We start from the raw sequence: 2,310 nt of genomic DNA, 5'->3' as shown, positions 1-2,310 counted from the left end.
CGGCCTGCGAAGGCGACCTCGATCGCGCCCATCGGCGGCAGGCTCGCGATCGACGGCGAGGCATGGGTGAAACGCCAGGCCTGTGCGAACAGCTTGCGGCCCTTCTCGATCAGCCGCTCATCCGCATCGGCGCTGGTGGTCATGAGATGCTCTCGCCTCGTCATTGCGAGCGAAGCGAAGCAATCCGGGGCTGAGCAAGGACTCTGGATTGCTTCGTCGCTGCGTTCCTCGCAAAGACGGCTGTTCTAGTCCGCTGTCATTCCGGGGCACGCGAAGCGTGAACCCGTAATCTCGAGATTCCGGGTTCGATGCTTTGCATCGCCCNGGAATGACTGTGAAGGTAGCAATGCTTGAGTTCGTAGTAAGCACTAGCCTATCATCGCCACACCCACCGCCCTCGTCCTGAGGAGCCCGCCGCTTGGCGGGCGTCTCGAAGGACGATTGGCGGACTGAGCTCTCGGCCCTACCGCATCGTCGCCGACACCTCCTGCGAGGTCACGAGAATGACCTCGCCATCGAGGATCGGCTTGGCGATGCCGAAGAAGGTCGCCACCGCGGCGGAGCCGTTGTGGCGGTCCATCGCGGCCTTGTCGGCGAAGCGCTCATAGGTGGTGAAGAGACCGGGCTCGGTCTCGCTCTGCGAGATGAAGAACCCGATCGTCTCCGGCTCGTTGGCCGCGACATGGGCCGCGACGGCGACGAGGGCGTCGCGCATCATGGCCTCGTGTCCCGCCTTGGCCCTGATGACCGCGGTGATCGTGATCATCAGAACTTCTTCCAGTCGCCGTCGGCCTCGAACGCCGCCGCCGCCTGGTAGATGGTGGCCTCGGCGTAGTCCTTGCCGATCAGCATCAGGCCGACCGGGAGACCGTCGGAGAGGCCGCACGGCAAGGTCATCGCGGGGTGACCGGTGACGTCGAACGGGCTCGTCGTCGCGGTCATCTCGAAGGCGCGCTGCACGACCTCGGCGAGCGGCGCGTCCTTGGCCGGGATCGGCGTGGCGACGCAGGGCAAGGTCGGCATCAGCAGGAGATCGTAGGAGCCGAACATGGCGTCATAGGCCGCCTTGGCGGCGATCGCGATGTTGCGCGACTTGGCGTAGTAGCGGCCGCGATAATGCTCGACGCCCCACTGCCCGACCAGCATGGTCAGCTTCAGGGTCACCGAGAGATCGTCGGCGCGGGTGCGCCAGCCGGAATGCGCGTCGAGCAGGCCGACGTCGTAGAGGCCCTTCCAGTTGAAGCCCATGCCGTTGCCGAGCATCATCTGCACCAGGAAGCCTTCGAGCGTGATCGGATTCCACGCCGCCAGCGCATGCATGTGCTCGGGGATCGAAACCTCCGAGACGCTGGCACCCATCTTGGCGAAACGCTCCGCGCCCGCCTTGACCTTGCTGACCACGCCCTCCTGCATGTTCGGCGCGCTGAAGCCTTCCTTGAGCACGCCGATCTTGAGGCCCTTGACGCCCTTGCCGAGCGCCTCAGTGTAGGCCGCGACCTTCGGCGCGTATTGCCGCGGATCGAGGCCGTCGGCGCCGGCGAGCACTTCGAGCAGCAGCGCGTTGTCCTTGACGTTGGCCGTCATCGGGCCGGTATGGTCGATGGTCGACTCGATCGGCATCACGCCGGTGTAAGGCACGAGGCCGTGGGTCGCCTTCATGCCGTAGATGCCGCAATAGGACGCGGGGATGCGGATCGAGCCGCCCTGGTCGCCGCCGATGGACATGTCGACCTCGCCCGCTGCCACCAGCGCCGCGCTGCCCGAGGACGAGCCGCCGGCCGAATAGCCCATCTTCAGGGGATTGTGCACCGGCGCGGGATCCGAGGTGTGGCTGCCGCCGGACAGACAGAAATGCTCGCAGACGGCCTTGCCGACGATGGTGCCGCCGGCATCGAGGATGCGGGTGACGATGGTGGCGTCAGCCGCGGGAATGAAGCCTTCGAGCGTGGTCGAGCCGTTCATCATGGGGACGCCGGCGAGCGCGACGTTGTCCTTCAGCACGACTGTGCGGCCGGCGAGCTTGCCGGACGGCGCGCCCTTCACCTCGGTCTTGATCGCCCAGGCGTTGTACTTGTTCTCCTTCGGCATCGGCTTATAGCCGGGCGTGCGCGGATATTTGACCGGCGGCAGCGGGTTCGGCAGCTCGTCGATGATGTCGTACTGGTCGAACATGCCGCCCATCAGCGACAGATATTCGGCGGCCTCCTCGACCGTCATGTTCATATGCAGGCTGGCGGCGAGATCGGCGACTTCCTCGGCATTCGGGCGTTTGATGGACATGAGTCATCCTTTCTTGTGAGGACAAGCTGG

2 protein-coding genes and 1 pseudogene are annotated in these 2,310 nt (G+C 65.5%); all 3 read right to left on the bottom strand.

Going from position 1 to position 2,310, the window contains the following annotated elements:
• A pseudogene (locus BRAS3809_RS37520) lies at window positions 1-143 on the bottom strand (ribosome biogenesis GTP-binding protein YihA/YsxC); the annotation flags it as partial.
• Between the two features lie 320 nt (window positions 144-463).
• Window positions 464-766, bottom strand: a complete 303-nt coding sequence (locus BRAS3809_RS30865; protein ID WP_008965940.1) for a putative quinol monooxygenase — start codon at window positions 764-766, stop codon at window positions 464-466.
• Window positions 766-2,280, bottom strand: coding sequence for an amidase (locus tag BRAS3809_RS30860; protein WP_008965939.1), 1,515 nt, complete (start codon window positions 2,278-2,280; stop codon window positions 766-768). Before BRAS3809_RS30860 ends, BRAS3809_RS30865 begins: the two co-directional genes overlap by 1 nt.
• Window positions 2,281-2,310: the final 30 nt, after the last annotated feature.

Source organism: Bradyrhizobium sp. STM 3809 (assembly GCF_000239795.1).
GTDB lineage: Bacteria > Pseudomonadota > Alphaproteobacteria > Rhizobiales > Xanthobacteraceae > Bradyrhizobium.
This window is presented reverse-complemented; position numbering and strand designations above follow the sequence as displayed.

Excerpts from the sequence above, each read along its gene's own strand:
- BRAS3809_RS30865 (WP_008965940.1), bottom strand. The coding sequence starts at position 766 with ATGATCACGATCACCGCGGTCATCAGGGCCAAGGCGGGACACGAGGCC.
- BRAS3809_RS30860 (WP_008965939.1), bottom strand. The coding sequence starts at position 2,280 with ATGTCCATCAAACGCCCGAATGCCGAGGAAGTCGCCGATCTCGCCGCC.